General features: G+C 62.4%; 6 protein-coding genes. 4 read left to right on the plus strand and 2 right to left on the minus strand.

Annotated features, from left to right (window positions below; all coding sequences use genetic code 11):
• Positions 1–462, plus strand: a 462-nt coding sequence (locus VMA74_RS09440; RefSeq protein ID WP_325366391.1) for a GreA/GreB family elongation factor, incomplete at its 5' end; no start/stop codon positions are given.
• A 46-nt stretch (positions 463–508) separates the two neighbouring features.
• A complete protein-coding gene (locus tag VMA74_RS09445) occupies positions 509–1,246 on the plus strand; it encodes an SDR family NAD(P)-dependent oxidoreductase (RefSeq protein WP_325366393.1) in 738 nt (245 codons plus the stop codon).
• Positions 1,247–1,295: 49 nt separating this feature from the next.
• On the opposite strand, the gene VMA74_RS09450 is transcribed toward VMA74_RS09445, so the two are convergent.
• Positions 1,296–1,841 (minus strand): type 1 glutamine amidotransferase domain-containing protein, encoded by a 546-nt coding sequence (locus VMA74_RS09450; protein ID WP_325366395.1) that lies wholly within the window; start codon positions 1,839–1,841, stop codon positions 1,296–1,298.
• Positions 1,842–1,921: 80 nt separating this feature from the next.
• Entirely contained in the window at positions 1,922–2,401 is a 480-nt protein-coding gene (locus VMA74_RS09455; RefSeq protein WP_325366397.1) for an SET domain-containing protein, read from the minus strand.
• Positions 2,402–2,718: 317 nt separating this feature from the next.
• Here VMA74_RS09455 and VMA74_RS09460 point away from each other — a divergent pair, with 317 nt between their 5' ends.
• Both VMA74_RS09460 and VMA74_RS09465 read left to right on the plus strand, forming a co-directional pair.
• Positions 2,719–3,216, plus strand: coding sequence for a hypothetical protein (locus VMA74_RS09460; protein WP_325366399.1), 498 nt, complete (start codon positions 2,719–2,721; stop codon positions 3,214–3,216).
• 23 nt (positions 3,217–3,239) lie between these two features.
• Positions 3,240–5,015 (plus strand): acyl-CoA dehydrogenase C-terminal domain-containing protein, encoded by a 1,776-nt coding sequence (locus VMA74_RS09465; RefSeq protein ID WP_325366401.1) that lies wholly within the window; start codon positions 3,240–3,242, stop codon positions 5,013–5,015.
• The last annotated feature ends 123 nt before the right edge of the window (positions 5,016–5,138 follow it).

The raw sequence follows: 5,138 nt of genomic DNA on the forward strand, positions 1-5,138 counted from the left end.
CCCGAGGTGTTGCCCGAACTGCCGATCAGCACGCATCCCAACTACGTGACGCCGCGCGGTCTCGCGTTGCTGCGCGATCGCCTGGACAAAGCCACCGCACGTCACGATGCCTTGAGCGCGAACGAACAGGACGCACTTGCCCAACGCAACGAACTGGCCGCCCTGGAACGCGAACTTCGCCACCTTCATGCACGCATCTCAGGCGCCATCGAGGTGGATCCAACCAAGCAGCCGCACGACCGCGTCGCCTTCGGCGCCACCGTCACGGTAGACAGCGATGAAGGCGAACAACGCTGGCAGATCGTGGGCGAAGACGAAGCGGATGCCGAACACGGGCTGGTGAGCTACGTATCGCCATTGGCGACCGCCCTGCTTGGCGCGCGCGTGGGCGATGAAGTGCGCTGGCAGCGGCCGGCGGGGGACATGATGATCGAGGTGTTGCGGATCGATTATGTTGCCTGATATGGGTTTGTCGCAGTAATGGCACTGAACTCAGGCAGAGGCATTCGTGTCACGCATTTTCATTACAGGTTCCGCCGATGGGCTGGGAAAGGCCGCCGCGCAGACCTTGCTTGCCGATGGCCACCAGGTTGTCATCCACGCGCGCAACGAGCAACGCCTCGATGCCGTGCAGGATTTGCTTCGCCAAGGTGCGCAGTCAGTCGCAGGAGATCTGTCTGACCTGCAGCAGACACTTGGCGTCGCCGAGCAAGTGAACCGGCTCGGCCGCATGGACGCGGTCATCCACAATGCAGGCGTGTATTCGGGGCCGCAGGTATTGCCGGTGAATATCGTCGCACCGTATGTACTCACGGCGCTCATCACCCGACCGAACCGTTTGGTGTACCTGAGCAGCGGCATGCACCAAAGTGGCCGAGCAGCTCTTGAAGGCCTGGATTGGAGCGGACGAACCGCCTCCGGCTCGTATTCGGACAGCAAGCTGCTGGTGACGACGCTTGCCTTGGCCGTTGCGCGGCGCTGGCCCGACGCTATCAGCAGCGCCGTCGATCCGGGCTGGGTACCGACCAAGATGGGCGGCCCCGGTGCACCCGATGACTTGCGCCTGGGACACCTGACGCAGGAATGGCTGGCGACAGGCGAAGACTCCGAGGCTCGCGTCTCGGGTGCGTATTGGCATCATCAACGCCGCATCGAGCCGCATGCCGCGGCACGCGACGTTGCCTTCCAGGACGAACTGCTGACGGTACTCGAACGGGCAACAGGGATTGCGTTGCGGCCATCCTGACACCCGGTGCGCCTCTCAATGAGGTGCACGAACATCAACAACCGCTTGCCTAGGCCGCCAGCAATTCGATAAACGCCTTGCCGAACGCAGGGATATCGTCCGGCTTGCGGCTGGTCACCAGATTGCCGTCGCGGATCACCTCGCGGTCTTCCCAGCGGGCGCCGGCGTTTTCCAGATCCTTCTGCAGGCTGGGCCACGACGTCATGGTGTGGCCCTTGACGCAGCCGGCATCGATCAGCGTCCATGGGCCGTGGCAGATCGCTGCGATCGGCTTGTTGGCATCGCCGAAGGCACGCACGAACGAGATGGCTTCTTTTTTCAGCCGCAACTTGTCGGGGTTCATCACGCCGCCCGGCAGCAGCAGGGCTTCGTAATCATCGGGCTTGGCCTGGCTGAGCGGGCGATCCACTTTCACCGCCCCGCCCCAGTCGCTGATGTTCCAGCCTTTGATTTCCTTGGCGTCGCCGGGCGCGATCACGTCGACCTTGGCGCCGGCTTCTTCAAGCATCCGCTTGGGTTCGGTCAGCTCGGAGTATTCGAAACCTTCGGTCGCGAGTACGGCGATCTTTTTGCCAGACAGGGATTTGCTGTTCATACGCAGACTCCAGGTGGTAAGCCAAGAGTCTGCAAATGGCTCGATCCAGGGCGCGTATGCCCAGGGTGAGCGCGGCGTGATCAGTGCTTTGGCTCGCGCTTGGGCTTGAGCAGGGTGCCGGTGCACTTGGGCGAACCGCACAGGCAGGCCCATTTCTTTTTCAACCGCGCGGTATGCGGTACTTCCAGCACGATGCCGTAGTCGTAGGTGAGTTCCTCGCCCGCCTTGATGTTGCGCTTGGCTTCGATGACCACCTTGTCCTTGCGCAGGTTGCCGCTTTCGCTTTCGATCACGAAGGCCACGCAGTTGGGGGCGCAGCTGTGGTTGATCCAGCGTGCGATGTTGCCCTTGCGGTTGGCGTCGAGGATGTATTCCTCGTTGAGCGTGAACAGGAAGGTATGCCCGGTTTCGCCGCCGTCGCCGTACATCTCGTCGGCTTCGTCGTGGGTCATCAGCGTGCCCTTGTATTCGATGATTTCTTCACCCTTCTTGATGGGAGCGACGGCAAACACGCCATTGCCGTGGATAGGTGAGCGGCGAGCAACGATGCGACGGGACATGGATGGCCAGAGTTGGAAAGAGAGGGAGAGCAACCTCCAATGATGCCTGCTCTGCGTGACCTTGGGAACTGCAAGGAAGCGCGAGAGCTTGTCTACGATCTGTGCGCTGCTTCGTTGCGCCCCGCATTCCCCCTCCCTGCTTGCGGGAGAGGGCGCATATCACGCAAGAAACACATCTCGTGGTACCGCCATGACGCGCCATGCATCCGTGCCTTTCTTGTGTAACCCTTTCTGTTTCAAACGTTTCCCGTGCTGCATCACCCCGTTCCACCCATTCCATTCCCTGCTATATTCAAACAATCGTTTGAGGTGCTTCCATGAAACGACTGCTCCACGGACTGGCCCTGCTGCTGCTCGCGACGCTACTGACGGCCTGCGGACCGCAACGGCAAAGCGTGTTCCCGCCCACCATCACCATCCAGCAGATGCGCGTGCAGCCCGATGGCGCATGGCAGCTCACCCTGCGCATCCAGAACAACAGCTACACCGGCATGGATTACCAGTCGATCGAAGGAAGCTTGCAGGTGGCGCAGGGCATTCCCGTGCGGGTGCATAAGAAGTTCGACCTGGCCATTCCCTCGTTCGCCGGCGACGTCGTGCAAGCGGAAGTACTGCCGACCCCCGCCATGAGCCAGGCCTTGCAGGCGGTGGCCGCCAAGGGCAGTGCGGGCTCCCTGCCCTATGTGCTCTCCGGCGTCGTGCACTGCACGCCCAACCTGGAAGACCACCCGGACAACAAGAATCCGCGCGACTTCCCGTTCAACAGCAACGCTTTCCTTTCGCCGGTCCCCGGCGTACCCAACACGTATCGCTAACGTTCTACGTAAAGGATCCAGCCATGACGCTCTACAAGGCCCCGCTCGATGACCAGCGCTTTGCACTTTTCGACGTGCTTGGCGCCGAAGCCGTACTGACCAAGCTGCAAGGGGGCGATGGCCACACGCGTGACCTGCTCGATGCAGTGCTCGAAGAGGCCGGCCGGTTGAGCGAGCAGGTGCTGGCGCCGACCAACGCCGCAGGCGACGAAGAAGGCTGCCATTACGACAAGGCCAGCCGCACCGTCACCACGCCCAAGGGTTTCAAGGAGGCGTTCAAGCAATTCGCCGAAGGCGGCTGGGCCGGCCTCACCATGGCGGAAGAGTTCGGCGGCCAGGCATTGCCGTCCGTGCTTGGCGTGGCGACTACCGAGTTGTTCCAGTCCGGCAACCTGTCCTGGAGCCTGTATCCGCTGCTGTCCGAAGGCGCCTGCCACGCACTGGAACTGCACGGCACCGAAGCGCAGAAGCACACCTACCTCAAGCCCATTGTCTCCGGCCAATGGACCGGCACGATGTGCCTGACCGAACCGCAGGCCGGTTCCGATCTGGGCCTCTTGAAGACGCGTGCCGAGCCAGGCGCCAACGGCAGCTACAAGATCACGGGTACCAAGATCTTCATCAGCGCGGGCGATCACGACCTGGCGGAAAACATCATCCACCTCGTGCTCGCACGCCTGCCCGATGCGCCCGCCGGCAGCCGCGGCATCTCGATGTTCATCGTGCCGAAGTTCAAGCTAAACGGCGACGGCTCGGTGGGTGAGCGCAACAACGTGTATGCGGGCGCCATCGAGCACAAGATGGGCATTCGCGGCTCCGCCACTTGCGTGATGAACTTCGACGAGGCCGAAGGTTTCCTGATCGGCCAGCCGCACAAGGGCCTGGCGGCGATGTTCACCATGATGAATGCCGCGCGCCTGTCGGTAGGCGTGCAAGGCCTGGCCCTGTCCGAGCGGGCGCTGCAGAACAGCCTCAACTATGCCCGCGAGCGCCTGCAATCGCGCGCGCTCTCCGGCGCGAAGTTTCCGGACAAGCCCGCCGACAACCTGTTAGTGCAACCGGACGTGCGCCGCATGCTGCTGACGCAGCGCGCGATCGTGGAGGGTTCGCGCATGCTGTTGTTGTACGCCGCATTGCAGACCGATATCGAAGCGCGCGGTGTGGACGAAGCGCAGCGGCAGCAAGCCGGCGAACTCCTGGCCTTCCTGATTCCGATCGCCAAAGGCCTGGTCACCGAGCTGGCGCAGGAGTGCACCAAGGAAGCCCTGCAGGTGTACGGCGGCCATGGCTTTATCGTGGAGAACGGCGTGGAGCAGTTCGTGCGCGACGCACGCATCATCACGCTGTACGAAGGCACCACCGGCATCCAGGCCGCCGACCTGCTGGGCCGCAAGATTCTCCAGCTCAAGGGCGTGGGCCTGCAGCATTTCCTTGGCGAAATCGGCGCATTCTGCAAGCAGCATGCAAGCGATGAAGCCCTCAAGCCGTATGTCGGTGCACTGGGCGCGCTGGCCAAGGAATGGGGCGAGCTGACTATGAAGCTGGCGCAACGCATCCAGTCCAACCCGGAGGAACTGGGCGCCGCCGCCAACGATTACCTCTACTACAGCGGCTACATCACGCTTGCCTATTTTTGGGCGCGTGCGATGTCGGCGTTGGGGCAAAGTACACAGCAGCCGGCGTTCAAGCAGGCGAAACGGGATACGGCGGCGTTCTACTTCGCGCGTATCTTGCCGCGGACGCATCTGCACAAGGCCGCGATCGAGGCGGGGATCGAGACGATTCCGGCGATTGCATAACGCTGCATGCAATGCTGCAGAAAACGCCCGGGCATCCGGGCGTTTTTATTTTGCGGGCGCGAAGCACAAACTGGCGCACCGAGCTGGATGTTCCCGGTCATGCCATGCTTCGGCATCATCAGA

The sequence above is a fragment of the Dyella sp. genome (assembly GCF_035508675.1).
Classification (GTDB): Bacteria; Pseudomonadota; Gammaproteobacteria; order Xanthomonadales; family Rhodanobacteraceae; genus Dyella_B.

Coding starts and splice junctions, on each gene's coding strand:
- VMA74_RS09450 (WP_325366395.1), bottom strand. CDS start 1,841: ATGAACAGCAAATCCCTGTCTGGCAAAAAGATCGCCGTACTCGCGACC.
- VMA74_RS09455 (WP_325366397.1), bottom strand. CDS start 2,401: ATGTCCCGTCGCATCGTTGCTCGCCGCTCACCTATCCACGGCAATGGC.
- VMA74_RS09460 (WP_325366399.1), top strand. CDS start 2,719: ATGAAACGACTGCTCCACGGACTGGCCCTGCTGCTGCTCGCGACGCTA.
- VMA74_RS09465 (WP_325366401.1), top strand. CDS start 3,240: ATGACGCTCTACAAGGCCCCGCTCGATGACCAGCGCTTTGCACTTTTC.